Source organism: Nocardia sp. NPDC056064 (assembly GCF_042266925.1).
GTDB lineage: Bacteria > Actinomycetota > Actinomycetes > Mycobacteriales > Mycobacteriaceae > Nocardia.
Genome location: NZ_JBHJWO010000001.1, coordinates 1,700,531 through 1,719,145, shown reverse-complemented (window position 1 = coordinate 1,719,145; position 18,615 = coordinate 1,700,531). Strand labels below are relative to the sequence as shown.

Here is an 18,615-nt window from a genome sequence, read left to right as displayed (position 1 = left end):
ATCGTGCGCGCAACACCCTCCGGTTCGGTCACAGCGTCACTGTAGGTCTCCCGCTCGCACCCGTCGGCGGGACGCGCGGGAGACTGCCCTCACAGCGCCCCGGGAGCCGTCGCCGGCGCCCGCACGCAGATCAGCGGCCCGCCCGGGCCCGATCGGCGCGACCGCGACCATGGAAAACGCCGACGCCGGAAGGGCCCGCGAGCCGGGGCCGGTCGCGCGGACAAATACACTGGGCGCATCAGTGATGTTGTCCGGAGGGAGCGAGTTCAGGTGGGAGTGCTGTCGCGGGTGGATTCACCCGAAGATCTGCGCCGGCTGAGCGTGCCGCAACTGCGCGAACTGGCGGAGGAGATCCGCGAGTTCCTCGTGCAGAAGGTCGCCGCCACCGGAGGACACCTCGGCCCCAACCTAGGTGTCGTCGAGCTGACCATCGCGCTACACCGTGTCTTCGACTCCCCGGCCGACCCGTTGATCTTCGACACCGGTCACCAGGCCTACGTCCACAAGATCCTCACCGGCCGCAAGGACCGCTTCGACTCGCTGCGCATGCGCGACGGCCTGTCCGGCTACCCGAGCCGCACCGAGAGCGAGCACGACTGGGTCGAGTCCTCGCACGCCTCGGCCGCCCTGTCCTATGCCGACGGCCTGGCCAAGGCCTTCTCGCTGACCGACCGCAACCGCACCGTCGTCGCGGTCGTCGGTGACGGCGCGCTCACCGGCGGCATGTGCTGGGAGGCCCTCAACAACATCGCCGGTGCCCCCGATCGTCCCGTGGTGGTCGTGGTCAACGACAACGGCCGCTCCTACGCCCCCACCATCGGCGGCCTGGCCGACCGGCTCACCGCCCTGCGCACCCAGCCCGCCTACGAGCACGCCCTCGACACCGGCAAACGCATCCTGAAAAGCATTCCCGCCGTGGGGGATTCGGCCTACTCGATGGTCCACGCGCTCAAGGCCGGGATCAAGGACGCGGTGAGCCCGCAGGAACTGTTCGGCGATCTGGGCATGAAGTACGTCGGCCCCGTCGACGGCCACGATCTCGTCGCGCTCGAGGCGGCCATGCGCCGCGCCAAGGACTTCGGCGGCCCCGTCGTCGTGCACGTGGTCACCCGCAAGGGCAACGGCTACGAGCACGCCGAGAACCACGTCGCCGACCAGATGCACGCCTGCGATCCGATCGACCCGCTCACCGGCCGCCCGCTGGCGGGCAAGAAGGCCAAGGGCTGGACCGCGGTGTTCTCCGAGGAACTCGTCGAGCACGCCACCCGCCGCGACGACATCGTCGCCATCACCGCCGCCATGCCCGGCCCCACCGGCCTGGCCGCCTTCGGCGAGCGGTTCCCCGCGCGCATGTTCGATGTCGGCATCGCCGAACAGCACGCGATGACCTCCGCCGCGGGCCTGGCCCTGGGCGGCATGCACCCGGTCGTGGCCATCTACTCGACCTTCCTCAACCGCGCTTTCGACCAGCTGCTCATGGATGTGGCCCTGCTGAAGCAGCCCGTCACCGTCGTGCTCGACCGCGCGGGCATCACCGGCCCCGACGGCGCCAGCCACAACGGCATGTGGGATTTCTCCCTGCTCGGCATCGTCCCCGGCATCCGCGTCGCCGCCCCGCGCGACGGCGCCACCCTGCGCGAGGAACTCGCCGAGGCCCTCGCCGTCACCGACGGCCCGACCGTGCTGCGCTTCCCGAAGGGCAGCGTCGCCGAGGACATCACCGCGGTCGAACGTCTCGATGGGGTCGACGTGCTGCGCCCCGCCGTCCCCGGCGGTGGCTCCACCCAGTCCCAGCACGGTGACGTGCTGCTCGTCGCCGTCGGCCCGTTCGCCGAGACGGCCATGCAGGTCGCCGAACTGCTGGCGCCGCAGGGCATCTCGGTCACCGTCGTCGACCCGCGCTGGGTCCTGCCGGTCTCCGACACCCTGGTCAAGCTCGCCGAGAACTACCGTCTCGTCGTCACCGTCGAGGACGGCGGCCTGCACGGCGGCATCGGCTCGACGATCTCGGCGCGCCTGCGCGAGGCCGGCCTGGACGTGCCCACCCGCAATCTCGGTGTGCCGCAACAGTTCCTCGACCATGCCTCCCGCGCCGAGATCCTCGACGATCTCGGTCTCACCGCCGAAGCCATCGCTCAGCGCGTCGGCGGCTGGCTCCGGTAACCCCGCCGTCCCGGGGGCTGGGCTCAGCTGAGGGGGCGCCGGGCCACCACCGCGAAGTTCAGCGGGATCCGTGGCTTGCCCTCCGGCAGGGTCCAGCCCTGCGGGCAGGGGACCAGTTCGTCGAACGGGCGCCAGTCCATGTAGGGCAGTTCCACCAGCGCCTCGATCACCAGCCCGGCGCCCACCAGCGCCCCGACGACCTCGCCCAGGTCGTGGCGCCACTCGTGGTTCGTGGTGTGGGTGATGGTCCCCGACGAATCCTCGGTATAGGTCCCCGAATCCGAATACGTGCGCACCCCGCCACCGGACAGGTAGTCGTCGGTGATCTCCCACGGCGTGAAGTCCAGCGCACCCAGAATCGGGTGATCGTCGCGCACGAGGAACACGCCACCCGGCGCGAGCAGGTCGCGAATCGAGCGCGCCCACGCCGTCAGCTCGGGCAGCCACACGATCGTGCCCGCACTCGTCACCACCACATCGAAGTGCCGCTCGATCACCGAGGACGCGAACCGCGCGTCCCCCTCCACCCAGCCGATGTCGCGCCCGTCGGCCGCCGCGATCCGCGCCGCGTGCCGCAGCGAATTCGGCGAAAGATCCAGCCCGTGCACCTCGACCGCCCCCAACCGGGCCCACGACACGGTGTCGGTCCCGATATGACACTGCAGATGCAGCAGCGACCGGCCGACGATCCCGCCCTCCGGCAGGTGCGCAGCCAGCACCGCCAGATCATTGCGCACCACCGACGAGACGGCCTGCGGGTCGCCCAGGAAGGCGTCCACGTCGTACATCCGCGACCGCACGTGCACCTCGGCCCGATCGTCCCAGTTCGCGCGATTGGCGGCGATCGCCTCGACTTCGGACACAGCGAATCTCCTTCGACGGCAACACGGCGAGCCCCACGCTAGTTCCGGGCCGCTCCAGCGTCGACGGATTTTCCCCGCCCTCATCGATCCGGCCGATCCCGCCCGATCGGCTGCGGGACCAGCCGCCTGCTACCGGTACGCCGGCTCGTTGTCCTCCCGATAGATCGCGATGGCCGACTTCATCACCCGCACCAGCGCCTGCCGCACCTGCGCGGTATCGGCGGGCCGCGCCTCGACCATCGATCCCCGCTCGGTCACCAGGTAGCGCCCGTCCGGGAAATCCATCACATGGAAGCCCTGGCCCGGTTCCGGCCGATTGTCCACCGCCGCACCCGGATACCCGGCCACATACACCAGCGTCGAGCGCGGCCGCCCGAAGAACGCGTCGGCCTTCTGCTGCGGAGTGCGCCGATCCGCCGCCCACGGGTCGTACGGCGTCTCCTCGTCCAGCTCGTCGGTGTTCATCGTGAACACGTCCCCGGAGCCCGCCGCCGCCCGCGGCAACCGCGCCACGAGCTTGTCCGGCAGCGCCGCGGTCTCGAGCAACGTCATCCGGATGTCACCCCCGTCGCGATCCACCGGCACCCGCTGCTGTTCGACCAGCACCGTCGACTGCTCGTGCACTGCCGCGAACGACCGCAGCTTCTCCCCGTCGCCGTATCCGGCCAGCTCGAACCGCGCCTCCGGCGCCAGCAGGATCCGCAGCGCGGTCTCCATCGACGCGTCCCACAGCGGCAGGATCCGCTGCGCCTCATGCTGCCACTGCCGGTCGTAGTCGTCGACCGTCTCCGCCTCGGTGTAGGTCTGCAACGGATACGGCAGCACATCGCGCTGCACCGACCGCATCAGCACCGTGAACCCCAGCGGGCTGAACTGCCACTGCCCGCTCATTCGCCGATCACCGGCGGCACCGTCCGCGCCCGCTGATCCTCCGACAGCCCGGTCAGTTCCTCGCCGTTCTGCTGGTTGATCAGGTAGTCCTTGGTCCCGACCTCGTTGTCGTCGTCGCCCTTGCCCCGCGCACCGCCCGCACCCATACCGCCCATGCCCGCCATGCCGTTGCGGCCCGCGCTCCCCGCACTCGTGCCCGCACCGGCCCCGTTCGGCTTGCCGGTGCCACCCGGCGACCCCGGCTGCGTCGCACCCGGCGTGCCACCGCCCGGCGTCCCGCCACCGGGCGACCCACCGGTGGGCAGTCCGCTGGTCCCCGCGGGTTGCGTGCCCGCGGGCGTGGTCCCCGGCGTGGTGGGCGTCGTCGGAGTGGTCGGCGTCTCCGGCGTGGTGGTGGCCGGAATCGTGCTCGACGGCGAGGTGTCGTCGTCGTTGTCGTCCCCGTCGTCGGCCGGGTCCTCGGTGGTGGGCTGCTCGGTCGTCGGCTGCTGCGTGGTGGGCTGCTGGGTAGTCGGCTGCTGGGTGGTCGGCTTGTTCGTCGACCCGTCCGGCTTCGTCCCCCCACCCGGCGTATCGGTGTCCTTGTTGACCGGGTTGTACGGCTGCGGCACCTTCGGCACCTGCGTATCGGCCTCTCCGACCGCCTTGTAGAACACCCCCCGAACCACTTCCGCCCCTTCGGCTTTCGCGGTCTCCTCGTTGTGGCTGTCCATCTTCCAGGTGGGACCGGGAACGTAGCTGAGGACCTTGCTCGTCGTGGAACTCTCGTGCGGCTGCACCCGATCCTTGGTGACCTGCGCCGCCGACTTCACCAGTTTCACCTTCTCCGCGACCATCTGCGCCGAGGTCAGCAGACTCCCGGACTTCTCCACGTACTGCGAGATCCCCTCACCCGCACTGGCCGCCGCGTTCCCACTCCACTTCTCCGCGATCGCCTTGCTGATCTCCGCGTCGTAGGTCTTGAACCCGGTTTCGAGCTGATTCCGCAACGACTCCCACCGCGTATGCAGAGTGGTGATATCCGCGACATTCATCGCCTGCACCCGCTCGTACAGATCCGACATCGTGGTCGGCTCTTCGTAATCATTGACCTGCGAGCCCTGATACTCCCCGTCGAACCCGTTCTTCAAGTCCGCCAGCCGATTCCGCGCGATCGTCGCATCCGGACTCTCATCGGTCGACCGCTCCGGTTTCGTCCCGTTCGCATACGACGACAAGCCCGCATAGGCACCGCCGACCACCGCCGCAGCCGCGAGGATTGCGGGAAGAGCCATCACTTACCCCCGTTGTCGAGATCATCGGCCTTGTTGTTCGTCGCCGCGGTCTGCGCGAGCTGCTGGTCCTCGTACTTCTTCACCGAGATCTCGATGGTGTCGCGGATCAGCTCGAGGACTTCGATGTGCTCGGTGAACGCGGTGTCGAAGTCACGCTCGCCGCCAACGGCTTTCATGCCGAGCATCTTGGCAAGTTGATCGGAGCAGTTGAAGCGGCCGAGTCCGGTGACCGTCGACAACCTCCTGAGGTCACCCTTCAGAGTTTTGAAGAGGTCGATCTGCTTGTTGCTTGCGTCACGGCAACTTTTCGCAACCGACGCGTCCAAGTAGAGACGTCCAGCCTTGGCTTCCTCATTGAGGAACTGCCATCGTGACTTTTCTTCATTTGCGGCCATGGCTACCCCCTTTTTTTGTTCAGTCAGGATCACTGTGGAAAAAGTGGAACAAGTGCATCAGCGATTGGCTGAAGCAGGTCGCATGGTTGTGCGCTGCGATTGCGTTTAGAGCTTGTCTGCAGGAGGTCTACCTGCACTAATCCAGTTTTGGTCTGGAATGCGAACGCGCAATCCTCGTCCGATTCGTAGTGACTCTGCCGGTAGTGCACTCCATTGCGTCCGGCGATTGTCATTTCCTGGAAATCGATGTTTTCCGGCTTGGCGCGGAGATCATCGATTGTGTAAATCGTTGAGTAAACCCCGACACCATAGTTCGATGGAAAGGAATCGTCCTCCCAGCTGCAAATTTTCCACCCTGGCTCTTCAGCCCCAAGGATCCCGGACCGCTTCGAACCGGGGTTCAACCCGAGCCCGGTCAACGTCGACTCGGGAATCTCCGAACACGGATCCCACAACGCCGCGGTAGCCGCCGCCACATCAGTAGTCGAGCTCGGCTGAGCCTTCCCTTCCTCTGTCGTCGAGCACCCCGCCACCGCGAGCACTCCACACATCACCGAAGCCACCACCACAGACCGTCGCCGCACGAACATCCTCCGTCTCCCCGTTCCACCGGCCCAGACCCCACGGCCCAGCCCCCGAGACGCCCGAGCGCTCCCCGCACCCGACCGCCACAGATCCCGCCCACCTTACGACATCCAACCCACCCCCTGGCCTCTGTCCCTGCCAAGCCATCGAACCTGCCCCACACCACATCGCCCGAACGATTCGTCAACCGCCCTCCTCGCCTCTCCGGGATCTCGACCCCGGAGATCCGATCAATGACAACATTGCACCTCCGTGTAGCCCTGTTGCTGTCGCCGAGACCCTTAGACGCACCGAATCACCCCCTGGTTCCGTCGAATTCACAACAGCGTCGCACCCGACAGCCTCCGCTAGGCTCGATGGTCGGCACTTCGTGCCATAGCTCATCGACCAGCAGCCTTCAGCTGGACGGCCAGAACGAACACTGCAGGTCGGGGGAGGGCAACACCCGCCGACCGGGTGGAACAAGGATTCACAGGGGTGGGACAACGATGACAAGTGCAGGCGGTGCCGGGGAAATCAACATCTCCCCCGACCAGATCAAAACCCACGCCACCAACATCACCACTGCCGGTTCCGGGCTGACCGAAGCCTTGGAAGCCGCCCAAGCCGTCTCGGCCCCCTCCGACGCCTTCGGCAAGATCTGTGCCTTCCTCGGCCCGTTGTTCGTCGACTCGGTCGAAACCGACGGCATCGACGCCATCCAAGCCGCGATCGATTCCTTCACCACCACCACCAGCACCAACCTGTCCACCGTCGTGGACTCGTTCACCACCCGCGACACCACCAACGCCGCCGCGTTGAAGTCGCAGGAGTCGGGTCTGTAATGGCTGCCAACCCGCTGATCGCAGCCAAAGAAGATTCCACCACCGCCTACAGCGGCATCAGCTGCATCGAGACCGTGACCGGTGTCTCCGACGCGATCTCCTCCGGTTCCTGGATCGAGGCAGGCCTCGGGGTCCTCGGCGGCGCCGCGGACCTGTTCTCTATGGCTGTCGACCCCCTGGGGACCCTGGCCTCCTACGGTGTCGGCTGGCTCATCGAACACTGCGAACCCCTGCAGAAAGCACTGAACTGGATCGCCGGTGATCCCGACCAGATCGAGGCCTACGCCAAAACCTGGGACAACGTCGCCACCCGCATCACCGAAGTAGCCAACACCCAGAAATCCGCCGTCGAGAAAGACGTCGCCGACTGGACCGGCCAAGCCGCGACCGCCTACAAATCCCACGCCGGCGACACCACCAACCTGCTCTCGGCCGCCTCGGGCGCGGCCACGACAGCGGCATCAGCGATCCGGCTGGCCGGCGGTGTGGTGGCCGCGGTCCGCCAAACCGTGCGTGACCTGGTCTCCCAAACGGTGGCGCGTCTGGCGGTCTGGGCGGCCGAGGCGGTGTTCTCCCTCGGTTTGGCCACCCCGGTGATCGCGGTCCAGGCCACCGCCTACATCGCCAAGACCACCGCGATGATCTCGAAACTGTTCTCCAAGCTCGCCAAGACGATGTCGAAGCTGATGCCGCTGCTGAAAAAGCTGAAATCGGCGTTCGGTGACATCTCCAAAGCGTTCAAGAAGACCAAGACCGGCGGCAAGAACGCCGACACCACCCCCGCCTCGACCAAGCCGAAAGGCAAAGGCGGCGACAGCGATTCCCCCGACACGACTCCCGCCGGAACCAAAGGCGACGACACCAGTCCCGCCTCGACCCCGGACAGCCCCAACACCCCACGCGACCCCAGCGACACCAACTCCGGCGCCCCGAACCAGGCACGCAAAGGCGATTCCCCCGACACCCAGGACGCGAAAGGCACCTGCGGGCGAATCGAACCGGTCGACATGGCCACCGGGGAGTACTTCGTCCCGATCGTCGATCTGGAACTACCCGGCATCCTGCCGGTCGTGTTGTGGCGGCGCCACCGCTCCAACTATCGCTACGGACGCTGGTTCGGCCCGTCCTGGTCGACCTTCCTGGACATGCGGCTCATCGTCGACCACGCCGGGGTCACCTTCATCGGTGAAGACGGCATGCTGCTGTCCTACCCCCACACCGCCCCCGGCCTCGAGGTCGTGCCGCAACACGGTGACCATCCCTGGCCGCTGACCCTCACCGGCCACGGCTACCGCATCCACGACCCGGAACGCGAAATCACCTGGCACTTCGCCGCGTTGGACCCCGAGTCCGAAGCCCTCGGCGACTACCCGATCGCCGGCATCTCCGACCGCCACGACAACTGGATCCGCCACCACTACCACCCCAACCGCCACCCCAGCCACCTCACCTCCTCCGGCGGCTACCACGTCACCTTCACCACCGCCGAAGACCGCGTCACCACCATCACCGTCGACGGCACCGACGAACACGGCACCCCCGTCTCCACCCTGCTACGTGAATTCGCCTACCAGGCAGGCGATCTCGTCGTAGTCACTAACAGCGTCGGGGCCACCACCCACTACACCTACGACCGCGCTCACCGCATGCTCACCTGGCGCGACCCCGACAACACCCACTTCGCCAACACCTACGACGAACTGGGCCGGATCGTCCGCCAAGAAGGTACCGACGGCATCCTCAACGCCACTGTTTCCTACGAAACCCTGCCGGCAGGGCAAGGCACCCGAACCCACGTTGTCAACTCCGTCGGCGCGTCCTGGACCTACGAATTCGACTCCCAGAAACGCCTCCTCGTCGAAACCGACCCCCACGGCGCCGCAACCCGTACGGACTACGTCGACATGGAATCACGGCGTCCATTTCGCATCGTCGAGCCAGACCTCGCGACCACGTGTGTGTACCGCGATCGCAACAACAACGTCGTAAAAATCGTTCGCCCCGACAGTACCGAGATCCGGATCAGCTACCACGCCCGCAACCGGCCAGCCACGATTACCGACGCTGACGGTGCGGTCACCACCTACCACTACGATGATCGCGGTGAACTCGCCAATTGCATCGACCCAGACGGGGTCGCGCGCCGATACACCTACCACAGCAATGGTGCACTCGAGTCGATTACCGAGTCAGGATCTATTTCGAAGACTATAGAGGTCGATTCAGCGGGGCTCCCGGTTGTGGTTGAAATCGGACTCACCTACTCGTCGCGCATCGTACGCGATCATTTCGCCCGTCCTATTGCCATCACGAACTCGGATGGTGACACCACCCAGTACACCTGGAACCCTGAAGGCCAACCCCTGATACGGATCGACCCTGATGGCCACGCTGAGGCTTGGAGTTGGAACATCAACGGGAAGATCCAAAGCCACACCGACCGTGCCAGCAATACCCAGAGCTATGCCTATGGTCCTTTCGGGATGGTGGAAAGCCATACCGGCACGGATGGTTCTGTCACCAGGTACAAATACGATACCGAACAGCAATTGACCGCTGTCATCAACCCGCTTGGCCAATCCTGGATTTACGACTACGACCGATCCGGTCGACTCATCGCCGAATCCGATTTCAATCAAGCTACCACCACATACCAATATCAGCCTACGGGCCAACTCGGGATCGTGACGCCTGCCAGTGGGGTGCCCCGCCACCTCTCCTACAATCAACTCGGCCTACTCTCCAGCATCCACGCCGAAACTGGAGAACGCCTCACCTACAGTTACAGTCCAGCGGGAAACCTCTGCACCGCGACGAGTGGAGGCGGTGACGATGAACACGTACTGCACTACAAGCGAACCCCCGGCGGGAGAATTCTGAGTCAGCAACTAGACGACCGCCCGCCTATCACGGCTCACTACGATCGTCACGGCCGCGCCGTCTTTCGCGCGACGCCGAGTGGAAAAACCACGGCATGGGATTACGACGAACTCGGCAGGGTAAAAACCGTCACTGCCGATGACCGCGCAATCGCTCTCGGCTATGACAGGATCGGCCGTTCGGTGGGCTGGCGAGTCGGGGATCTCGCCCACACTCACGCCTACGACAAGGCGGGTCATCTCACTGCCGCTGTCTTGATGCATCGCAACGGCGGCAAGATCTCCCAACTGCGGTATGACGAATATCAATGGCGCCCAGACGGATACGTCACGCAGCACAAGATCACCCATGCAGCCCGGCAGACCATGTCTCGTACCTATGACCTCGACTCTGCAGGGCGAATCACCACCCTCGCCAGTGTCGGACGAAGTGGTGCGAATATCGCCCGGTATGCATACGACGCTCTCAACAACATCACCGACGAACCATCCACCAGCCTGAGCTCCCCGCCAGTGGCGCAATCATCAGGTGCCGCCCATTCCGAAGCCGCTATGGCTACACAACCCCCTCGTGAGCATTACCGCAACCTGTTGGTACGCCGGGGTCGCACTCACTACCGCTACGACGATGGCGGCCGTCTTGTCCATAAGAAGACAACCCGCGTCTCTCGTAAACCCGACCACTGGCACTACCGGTACAATGCCTTCGACCAACTAACCGATATCTACACACCCGACGGGCAGTGGTGGCATTACACTTACGACGCGCACGGCCGCCGCGCCACAAAACAACGTATGTCCCGTGACCGTGAAATCCTGGAACGTCACGACTACAGCTGGGACCATACAGGGCTGATCGAGCAGTCCACGTCAGCAGCAGTCACCTCATGGGACTATCATCCCACCACAGGCGCCCCCCTCACTCAAACGACCTGCCACGGAATCCCGAATCTCGCCCGCGTGTTCCACCTCATTGTCACCGACCTGATCGGCACCCCCACCGACCTGGTGAACGTTGATTCGGCGTCTGTCGATGCAACCGCTGAAACCGACCTCTGGGGCCAGACCACCTGGATCGGTGTTGAAGCAACACCGATCCGCTTTCCTGGTCAACAATACGACCCAGAAACTGGTCTGCACTATAATCACCATCGGTACTATGATCCCGAAACTGGTCGCTATCTCACCCAGGATCCCCTCGGCTTGGCGCCCGCCCCTAATCCCAACACATACACGCACAATCCCGTTACGTGGATCGACCCGTTGGGGCTTGATTGTGGCGACGGGTCCGATGCGGGGTTGCCATCGCGCCGCGAAGCATTTCATCAAGCTCTACGAGATGCTGGAATACCGACCAGTCAGCAACCGGACGCGTTCAGGCGTGTACCGATGACGGACAGGAATGGTCGGCAGATTTTTGACAGCAATTATCGCGAGATAATGACGCAAGAATACGACTACACAACCCCGAGTGGCCGGCGAATTACCATCCAGGATCATAGCGCTGGACATCAGTACGGTGAAGGGGGCGTCGGCGATCAAGGGCCACACTTCAATGTCCGGCCTAGCGAGAACACTCGGAATGGTAATGTCGAAGGAACGCTCGATCACTACCCGTTCCGAAGATAGGGATACAAATGACCTGGGTCGACCTTCTCGATGACTCACGCGGGATTCGTGCAATCTTTGGAAACGAGCTGCCCTCGTTTCAAGGCTCTGCCCTGCACTCGGCGCGGCTGCATCGCGACGGACCAACGCTGAAGTTGGTGTGCGATACACGAAATTTTCCCTCCAGGCCGCCTAGAAAATGGCTTGGAGCCAACACTGCACGAATTGAGCTCTGGTTCACTGGCGTTGAAAGCGTGAGAATCGCGATAGATGCAATTACTGAGCCCATCGATTTGAATATTGCGAGAAGTTGCGTCGCCGGGTCTGATCTTATCAGGGTGACAGGAATCGTCGAAGGCGTTGCAAAAATCGAAGCAACCGCTACGAGGGTTCATTTGTCTCGAATTTCTGCACATCGATGCTAAGCATCGTAGTTGCTTCGACGAATATGGAGGTAGGATGGGCTGGATAGACTTACTCGATGACTCCCGCAGCCTGATGGGCATTTTCAAAGAGAAAGTTCCATCGCTGACGTCATCGACTCTTCATGAGATCGAACTACAGCGTGACGGCCCCCTGCTGAGGCTGAGGATCGACCTGAATGACTTCCCTGAAGATCCGCCACGCGAATGGAAGGAGGGGCGATTCGATACTGTCCAGATCGAGTTGGAACTGTCTGCGGTGGCGAATGCGGAGATTATCGGAATCAGCAATCGTTCGATTGTAGATCTAGATATATCAACAGTCGCTACCGATGGGGTGAACTCGATACGAGTACGAACATCCGGGAGTTCCTCCAGTCGCATCGATGCAATCGGAGGACGGCTGAATGTATCGAGTCTGTCCGCTTACCAAGTAGGTGGCGGGGGTGTGGATTGTATGTAATTGGGTAGTCGTGCTTGAACGATACCGGGGTGGAAATGTCAAAGGCGTCGGCCCGAGGTGAGTCCACTCACTGGATTTGCCGGTCGATTGCACGAAGGGGGGTTCGGGGTGTGCGATGGGCCTGTCGGCTGCCGCCGCTTTGGTCGTCCCGAGAGTGAACTGGAGTTCCTTGACGATGTCGAGGGGGAGACGATCAATCGCCTACTTATCTTCGCTTCGGTCGACACTCTTATTGACGCCTTCGTAAACGAATAACCCCGTAGCCGCAGACATCTCCGCATGGTATCTGTGAGCGACTGGTGGCATTATGGGCCCTTTTCGGGCCAAGGGCCGGAGTTCAATGATGGCAGCAAGTGGCTGCTTCAGGCGCGATTCTGGATCGGTAATCGAATCGCCGGAGATTCGGTACACCAAGTTCAGGCGAGGGCTATCGCCTGCATTTGAATTTGTTCGTTCCGCCCTGCCCGGGGCCTTGGTCGGTGTGGAGTTGAGCCGGCGGCACTCGGTCGACGCGACGGTGTGGATCACGGCGTCGGTGGCCGACGTCGTCGCTCGGCACAGCGGTGACGGTGCCGGGAAGGTCGTCTGGCGACATGTTCAGGTTGTTATCGAGGGCGTCACGGCCTATCGATTCCACGACGGACGCCGGGCGAATTGTGCCTTCTCGGATGGCATTCAGCTCTCGGTCGAGGAGGACCTGTGTGTACTCGACCTCAACTCTGGGCCAAGCCCTGATTGGGCACCCGACAGGGCCCGGGCCGGGATCCTGGTCACCGGAGGTCGTGTACGAGGCGATGAATCAGCCGGATCACTTTGACGGGTACTCCAGCCAGCACGTCCTCGGGCGACGTATCAGCTATAGGGTCGCCGAGATCGTCTGACACGGAGCGTCAAGTCGACGGGGTCAGGGCCTCGGTCAGGGTCGGGACGGTGAGGGTGAGCTGCCAGGGGCGGGCGCCGCCGGTGTGGAGGAAGGACTCGATGCGGGCGGCGAGGGCTTCGGGGGTGCCGACGTTCTTGTAGTCGGGCAGGGCGTCCCAGCAGAGGCGGCGGACCAGGTCGGGGGACAGGAGGTTCTCGACCGGGATGGCGTATTCGGTGGAGAGTTTGCCCATGGCGCTGCGGGCGGTGTTGAGGCGGGCCGCGGCGGCGGGATCGCGGCGTTCCCAGCGGTTGACCGGCGGGGGGCCGTCGAAGGGGAGGGTGAGCGGGGGGAGTTCTTTGTCGGGGAGGGTGCGGGCGCGTTCGACGGCGGCGAGCCAGTCGCGGGAGTAGCGGCGCTGGCGGGGGCCGCCGAAGACCGGCAGGTTGCGCAGTTGGGCGATGGTGCGCGGCTCGGCGGTCGCGGCGGCGACGATGGCGGAGTCGGGCAGGATGCGGGCGGGGGCCACGTCGCGGGCGCGAGCCAGGCCGTCGCGGGTGGTCCACAGTTCGCGGACGATGGCCAGCTGACGGGTGCGGCGCAGGGTGTGGATGCCGGAGGTGCGGCGCCAGCGGTCGGCCTTGGGGGTGGGCGGGTCCAGGGTGCGCACGTGCTCGAATTCCTCGGCGGCCCAATCGATCTTGCCCTGAGTGGTGAGATCGGCGGCGACGGTGTCGCGCAGTTCCAGGAGCAGTTCGACGTCGAGGGCGGCGTAGTTGAGCCACTCGTCGGGCAGCGGGCGGGTCGACCAGTCGGCGGCGCCGTGGCCTTTGCGCAGGGAGCGGCCGAGCAGGTTCTCCACCATGGCGGCCAGGCCGACGCGTTCGTAGCCGGCCAGCCTGCCGCCGAGTTCGGTGTCGAACAGGCGGGCGGGGCGCAGGCCGAGTTCGGCGAGGCCGGGCAGGTCCTGGTCGGCGGAGTGCAGGACCCACTCCAGGCCGTTGATCGCCTCGGCCAGCGGGGTCAGGGCGTCGGTGATCGGGATCGGGTCGATGAGGAACGAACCGGCGCCCGCACGGCGCAACTGGATCAGATAGGCGCGCGCGGAGTAGCGGAAACCGGACGCGCGCTCGGCGTCGACGGCCAACGGGCCGGTGCCCGCGGCGATCGTGGCGGCGGCCGCGGCGACCTCGCCCGCGGTCGCCAGCACAGGTGGAACCCCCTCGGCGGGGGCGAGCAGGGGCTCTGCTGCGGTGGGTTCCTCGGCGACCGGCATAACCGTGAACTCTACGTGGCGATCACGGGCGATCGGTGCGGGTATAGGTCTCCGGTCGCAAATGAGTGATACCGGCGGGCGGTAGTCCGGCCGCGAACGCGAGCACCTCGCAGAAGGCCTCCACGTGACGGCGCATCTCGGTGTTCATCGCCGTCCAGGACGCGCGCAGCTCCAGTTGATGGGCGCGCGGCGGACCCGCGATGTCGCCGTAGCGGACCGAACTGGTCGCGGTGACGGTGCCGCCGAGCGCGGTGAACGGCTCGCCGCGCGACTCCAGCGAGTCGACCAGCCAGCTCCAGGCGACCTCGGGAAGTAGTGGGTCGGCGGCGAGGGCGGCGTCGATGTCGGCCTGGATGTAGGCGACCAGGCGGAACACGCCGTTCCAGGCCTCGTCACCGTCCGGGTCGTGGAGCAGGATCAGCCTGCCGAAGGCGTCGCCCTCGGAGTCGATGGGCACCGGGCCGCCTTCGGGGTGGGTGACCTCCGCTCCGAGCGCATAGGAGAACGGCGCCAACCGTTGCGGGGGACGGATAGGCGCCAGCTCGATTCGGGGGTGCACTGTTGCGGTGCCCATCGCATCGACCGCCGCCCGGAAAGAAGCAGGCTCGCGGGGCGTTCCCCCGGTCGGTGCGGCGCCGTCGCGGATGTCGAGCGGTGTCACGAGGAGCAACCGTAGACGGTGGGCGGCCGGTGCGCGCGGAGGCGCGCCGCCGTGCGCGTGGCGTGCGGGGCGCGTTGCGAAGGATGCATTTTCCGGGCGCTGACGGTGCACGATGCGCGATGCGGAACGGGTGATGGGCGGTTCGTCCGTTTCCGGCCGGTGGGGTGGCGATCGGTGCGGTGCGTCACCGTGAGCCGGGAGCGTCGTCAGGTCACTTACTATGAGCGGTGATGAGCACTTACACCCGCCGCCGGTTGACCGATGCCCCGTTCCTGGCCGCCGCCACCGGCGCGACGCCCAGCAGGCGCCCGGTCTGGTTCATGCGTCAGGCAGGTCGGTCGCTGCCGGAGTATCGGGAGCTGCGCAAGGGCATCGGCATGCTCGAGTCGTGCTTCGACCCGGAGCTGGTGTGTGAGATCACCATGCAGCCGATCCGCCGGCACGGCGTCGACGCGGCGATCCTGTTCTCCGACATCGTCGTTCCGCTCAAGGCCGCGGGCATCGATCTCGACATCGTGCCCGGTGTCGGCCCGGTCATCGCCTCGCCGGTGCGCACCGAGGCCGATGTGCGGGCGCTGCCGCGGTTGCGGCCCGAGGAGGTGGGCGCGGTCTCCGAAGGCGTGCGGCTGCTGACCGACGCGCTCGGTGACACTCCGCTCATCGGTTTCGCCGGTGCGCCGTTCACGCTGGCCTCCTACCTGGTCGAAGGCGGGCCGAGCAAGCAGCACGAGCGCACCAAGGCGATGATGCACGCCGACCCGCAGACCTGGCACGCGCTACTCGGCACCCTCACCGACATCACCATCGCCTTCCTGCAGGCCCAGCTCGCCGCGGGTGTGGACGCGATCCAGCTGTTCGACTCGTGGGCGGGCGCGCTGTCGCTGGCCGACTACCGCGAGTTCGTGCTGCCGCATTCGGAGCGCGTGTTCGCCGAGGTCGCCGACGCGGGGGTGCCGCGCTTCCACTTCGGTGTCGGCACCGGTGAACTGCTCGGCGCCATGGGCGAGGCCGGCGCCGACGTGGTCGGTGTCGACTGGCGGGTGCCGCTGACCGACGCCGTGCGGCGGGTCGGAGCCGGAAAGGGCTTGCAGGGCAATCTCGATCCCGCGATCCTGTTCGCCGGATTCGACGCGGTCGAGAAGGAGACCCGCCGGATCGCGCGCGAAGCGGACGAGGCGATCACGCTCGGGGCGAGCGGGCACATCTTCAACCTCGGGCACGGGGTGCTGCCGGATACCGATCCGGGTGTGCTGACGGCGCTGGTCGAGTTGGTGCACTCGCTCTAGATACTCCCGGATCACCGCGCTGCGGTGGTTTGCGCTCGCTCGAGCGGGCTGTCGAGCAGTACGCGGAATGTCGCAGCTCGGCGACCCTGGGGTGATCGTGCCCGCCTCCGGTGGTGGTCCGCGCCGCAGGCGTGTGGTGACGTGGGGGGTGATCCGCCCGACAGGGTCGGAGTACGCCGGGCTGTGCGGGCGCGGCTACGGTCGAGGTATGCGGATCGCGGTTATCGGGGGCGGTATCAGTGGGCTCGTCGCGGCATACCGGCTGCGGCAGCGGCTGGGGGACGCCGCCGACATCGTCGTGCTCGAGCAGGGCGCACGGGTCGGCGGGGTGCTGTACACCGGTGAATTGGCCGGGGAGCCACTGGATCTCGGTGCCGAGGCGTTCGTCGGGCGCCGGCCCGAGGTGATCGAGCTGATGGGGGAGCTCGGCATCGAGGACCAGCTGGTGCGGCCCGCGGGCAAGCGGCCGCTGGTGTGGGCGCAGGGCGCGGCGCATCCGCTGCCGGGACGCACCCTGATGGGGATCCCGTCCGACGCCGACTCGCTGCGCGGGCTCGTCGACGAGGAGACCCTCGCCCGAGTGGCCGCCGAACCGCAGCGGCCGCTGCACTGGGAGCCCGGTGGCGACATCGACGTGCACGGCCTGGTCGCCGAACGATTCGGTGCCCAGGTGGTGGCCCGCAGCGTCGACCCACTGCTGGGCGGTGTCTACGCGGGGATCAGCGCGTCCATCGGCATCAGGGCCGCCCTCCCGACGCTGGCCGCCGCCCTCGATCGCGGCGCCACCAGCCTGACCGAGGCGGTCCGGCAGGCGATGCCCGCGCCCAGCACCGCACCGGTCTTCGGCGGGCTGCGCGACGGCTACGGTGCGCTGCTCACCGCGCTGATCGAAGCCTCGGGCGCCCGCATCGTCACCACCCTCGCGGCCACCCGGATCGCGTCCGCCCCCCGTGGCTGGGTGGTCGATCCGCTCGGCCTCGTCGACGGTGTCGTCCTCGCGACGCCCGCTCCGGTCACCGCGCGGCTGCTGCACTACGTGGCACCGGCGGCCGCCGAGGCCGCAGGCGGAATCGAACTGTCCTCCTCGGCGCTGGTCGCACTGGCCCTGCCCCGCGACACCGCCCTGCCGGACAACTCCGGCATCCTCGTCGCCACGGGAGAACCCTTGCGCGCCAAGGCCTTCACCCTGTCCAGCCGCAAATGGCCACACCTCGCCGACCGCGAGGTCGCCCTGGTCCGTGCCTCCTTCGGCCGCTTCGGCGACGAATCCCCCCTGTCCTGGACCGACGACGACCTCACCGCCGCCGCCGTCGCCGACCTCACCACCGTCACCGGCGTCCCGATCACCCCACTCGCCACCGTCGTCCAACGCTGGCCCGGCGGCCTGCCCCAATACGCCCCCGGCCACACCGAACGCATCACCACCCTGGAATCCGCCCTGGCCCCCCTCGACGGTCTCGCCGTGGCAGGCGCCTACCTCCACGGCGTCGGCGTCCCCGCCTGCGTCGCCACCGGCACCGCCGCCGCCGAGCGCATCGCGGCGACCCTCTCCTCGCGCGCCGGGTGACCGCGTGCCGGTCATCACGGATCAGGTGACCGGACATGCGGCCGAGAACCGCGTGGTCTCACATCAGCGTCGTAACGACAACCAATCCCGGTGCAGCTGAGTGATTTCCGGGGCGACCGCGTCGTAGATCTCCCACGAATCCGGCGCCGAGTACATCGGGTCGTAGGCGGCGACGCCGGGAATGTATTCGTAGGCACCGAGATACATGCGATAGGTGGCAGCGGTGAAAGCGGCGCCGGACTCGGTGAGCATGGAGCTGTCGATCTCACCGGCGCACTGGTCGAACAGGAAGGAACCGGGCGTGATCGAACGATCGCGCAGACCACCGGCGCGGGCGGTCATCTCGGCGGTCGCCTGGTCGTGCAGGACCAGCCAGGCCATGTACATCGCGATATGGGTGCCCGCGGCTTCAGGGTCGAGCCCGAGATCGTGGACGGAATCGGAGTGCCAGCTCGCGTCGTCGTAGGTCATGACGTGACGGTAGCGGTGGGGACCGACAGAGATTGCGGGGAATTCGCGGTGACGGAAAATACGCACGCGGAGACGTAATTGATCGCACGGGGTTCGGGGGGCGGAAACTCGGGGCCGCGCCGATA

15 protein-coding genes are annotated in these 18,615 nt (G+C 66.1%); 7 read left to right on the top strand and 8 right to left on the bottom strand.

Annotated features, from left to right (window positions below; translation table 11 throughout):
* Window positions 1-270: 270 nt before the first annotated feature.
* Window positions 271-2,163, top strand: a complete 1,893-nt coding sequence (gene dxs / locus ACFC06_RS07915; protein ID WP_375929000.1) for a 1-deoxy-D-xylulose-5-phosphate synthase — start codon at window positions 271-273, stop codon at window positions 2,161-2,163.
* A gap of 23 nt (window positions 2,164-2,186) precedes the next feature.
* Here the strand turns inward: dxs and ACFC06_RS07910 are convergent, their stop codons facing one another.
* The 5 genes from ACFC06_RS07910 to ACFC06_RS07890 form a co-directional block, all read right to left on the bottom strand.
* Window positions 2,187-3,026 carry a class I SAM-dependent methyltransferase gene (locus tag ACFC06_RS07910; protein ID WP_375928998.1) on the bottom strand — a complete coding sequence of 280 codons (840 nt, stop codon included), beginning with the start codon at window positions 3,024-3,026 and terminating at the stop codon, window positions 2,187-2,189.
* A gap of 129 nt (window positions 3,027-3,155) precedes the next feature.
* A complete protein-coding gene (locus tag ACFC06_RS07905) occupies window positions 3,156-3,917 on the bottom strand; it encodes an ESX secretion-associated protein EspG (RefSeq protein ID WP_375928996.1) in 762 nt (253 codons plus the stop codon).
* Complete coding sequence (locus ACFC06_RS07900; RefSeq protein WP_375928994.1) at window positions 3,914-5,047, bottom strand: hypothetical protein; 1,134 nt, start codon at window positions 5,045-5,047, stop codon at window positions 3,914-3,916. Before ACFC06_RS07900 ends, ACFC06_RS07905 begins: the two co-directional genes overlap by 4 nt.
* A gap of 143 nt (window positions 5,048-5,190) precedes the next feature.
* A complete protein-coding gene (locus tag ACFC06_RS07895; protein ID WP_375928992.1) occupies window positions 5,191-5,619 on the bottom strand; it encodes a hypothetical protein in 429 nt (142 codons plus the stop codon).
* Complete coding sequence (locus ACFC06_RS07890; RefSeq protein ID WP_375928990.1) at window positions 5,616-6,176, bottom strand: DUF3558 domain-containing protein; 561 nt, start codon at window positions 6,174-6,176, stop codon at window positions 5,616-5,618. Before ACFC06_RS07890 ends, ACFC06_RS07895 begins: the two co-directional genes overlap by 4 nt.
* A 483-nt stretch (window positions 6,177-6,659) precedes the next feature.
* Here ACFC06_RS07890 and ACFC06_RS07885 point away from each other — a divergent pair, with 483 nt between their 5' ends.
* Genes ACFC06_RS07885 through ACFC06_RS07870 form a run of 4 tightly spaced genes read left to right on the top strand, consistent with a single transcriptional unit; the run spans window position 6,660 to window position 12,367 of the window.
* A complete protein-coding gene (locus ACFC06_RS07885) occupies window positions 6,660-6,995 on the top strand; it encodes a hypothetical protein (RefSeq protein WP_375928988.1) in 336 nt (111 codons plus the stop codon).
* A complete protein-coding gene (locus ACFC06_RS07880) occupies window positions 6,995-11,503 on the top strand; it encodes an HNH/endonuclease VII fold putative polymorphic toxin (protein WP_375928986.1) in 4,509 nt (1,502 codons plus the stop codon). Before ACFC06_RS07885 ends, ACFC06_RS07880 begins: the two co-directional genes overlap by 1 nt.
* Window positions 11,504-11,511: 8 nt before the next feature.
* Window positions 11,512-11,907 carry an Imm50 family immunity protein gene (locus ACFC06_RS07875; protein WP_375928984.1) on the top strand — a complete coding sequence of 132 codons (396 nt, stop codon included), beginning with the start codon at window positions 11,512-11,514 and terminating at the stop codon, window positions 11,905-11,907.
* A 34-nt stretch (window positions 11,908-11,941) separates the two neighbouring features.
* Window positions 11,942-12,367 carry an Imm50 family immunity protein gene (locus ACFC06_RS07870; protein WP_375928982.1) on the top strand — a complete coding sequence of 142 codons (426 nt, stop codon included), beginning with the start codon at window positions 11,942-11,944 and terminating at the stop codon, window positions 12,365-12,367.
* A gap of 890 nt (window positions 12,368-13,257) precedes the next feature.
* Here the strand turns inward: ACFC06_RS07870 and ACFC06_RS07865 are convergent.
* Complete coding sequence (locus ACFC06_RS07865; RefSeq protein ID WP_375928980.1) at window positions 13,258-14,505, bottom strand: HRDC domain-containing protein; 1,248 nt, start codon at window positions 14,503-14,505, stop codon at window positions 13,258-13,260.
* Window positions 14,506-14,527: 22 nt separating this feature from the next.
* Window positions 14,528-15,079 (bottom strand): DUF3000 domain-containing protein, encoded by a 552-nt coding sequence (locus ACFC06_RS07860; protein ID WP_375935277.1) that lies wholly within the window; start codon window positions 15,077-15,079, stop codon window positions 14,528-14,530.
* A 317-nt stretch (window positions 15,080-15,396) separates the two neighbouring features.
* Here ACFC06_RS07860 and hemE point away from each other — a divergent pair, with 317 nt between their 5' ends.
* Both hemE and ACFC06_RS07850 read left to right on the top strand, forming a co-directional pair.
* Window positions 15,397-16,452: a uroporphyrinogen decarboxylase gene (gene hemE, locus ACFC06_RS07855; protein WP_375928977.1), complete on the top strand. Its 1,056-nt coding sequence runs from the start codon at window positions 15,397-15,399 to the stop codon at window positions 16,450-16,452.
* A 208-nt stretch (window positions 16,453-16,660) separates the two neighbouring features.
* Window positions 16,661-18,019, top strand: coding sequence for a protoporphyrinogen oxidase (locus ACFC06_RS07850; RefSeq protein WP_375928975.1), 1,359 nt, complete (start codon window positions 16,661-16,663; stop codon window positions 18,017-18,019).
* Between the two features lie 63 nt (window positions 18,020-18,082).
* Here the strand turns inward: ACFC06_RS07850 and ACFC06_RS07845 are convergent, their stop codons facing one another.
* Window positions 18,083-18,490, bottom strand: a complete 408-nt coding sequence (locus ACFC06_RS07845) for a hypothetical protein (protein ID WP_375928973.1) — start codon at window positions 18,488-18,490, stop codon at window positions 18,083-18,085.
* Window positions 18,491-18,615: the final 125 nt, after the last annotated feature.